The sequence below is a fragment of the Nocardia cyriacigeorgica genome, from assembly GCF_010858045.1.
Taxonomy (GTDB): domain Bacteria; phylum Actinomycetota; class Actinomycetes; order Mycobacteriales; family Mycobacteriaceae; genus Nocardia; species Nocardia cyriacigeorgica_E.
Map to the genome: position 1 here is coordinate 1 of NZ_JAAGVC010000421.1, position 274 is coordinate 274.

General features: G+C 56.2%; 1 protein-coding gene. It reads left to right on the forward strand.

What is annotated here, in order from left to right; translation table 11 throughout:
* A partial coding sequence (locus GV790_RS30285) for a citrate/2-methylcitrate synthase (RefSeq protein WP_306043486.1) occupies positions 1–274 on the forward strand: 274 nt, incomplete at both ends.

The window sequence follows — 274 nt, forward strand, 5'->3', positions numbered from 1 at the left end:
GAACTCCATACCGGTCGTGAGGACCTTCTCGAGATCGCCAAGGAACTTGAAGAGAGCGCGCTAAACGATGACTACTTCAAGGAGCGGAAGCTCTACCCGAACGTTGATTTCTATACCGGCCTCATCTACGAGGCCATGGGCTTCCCGATGAATATGTTCACCGTGCTGTTCGCACTGGGACGTCTGCCCGGGTGGATCGCCCAGTACCGAGAGCAAGTTGCCAGCGGAGGCAACAAGATTTGGCGTCCGCGTCAGATCTTCACCGGGTCTGACA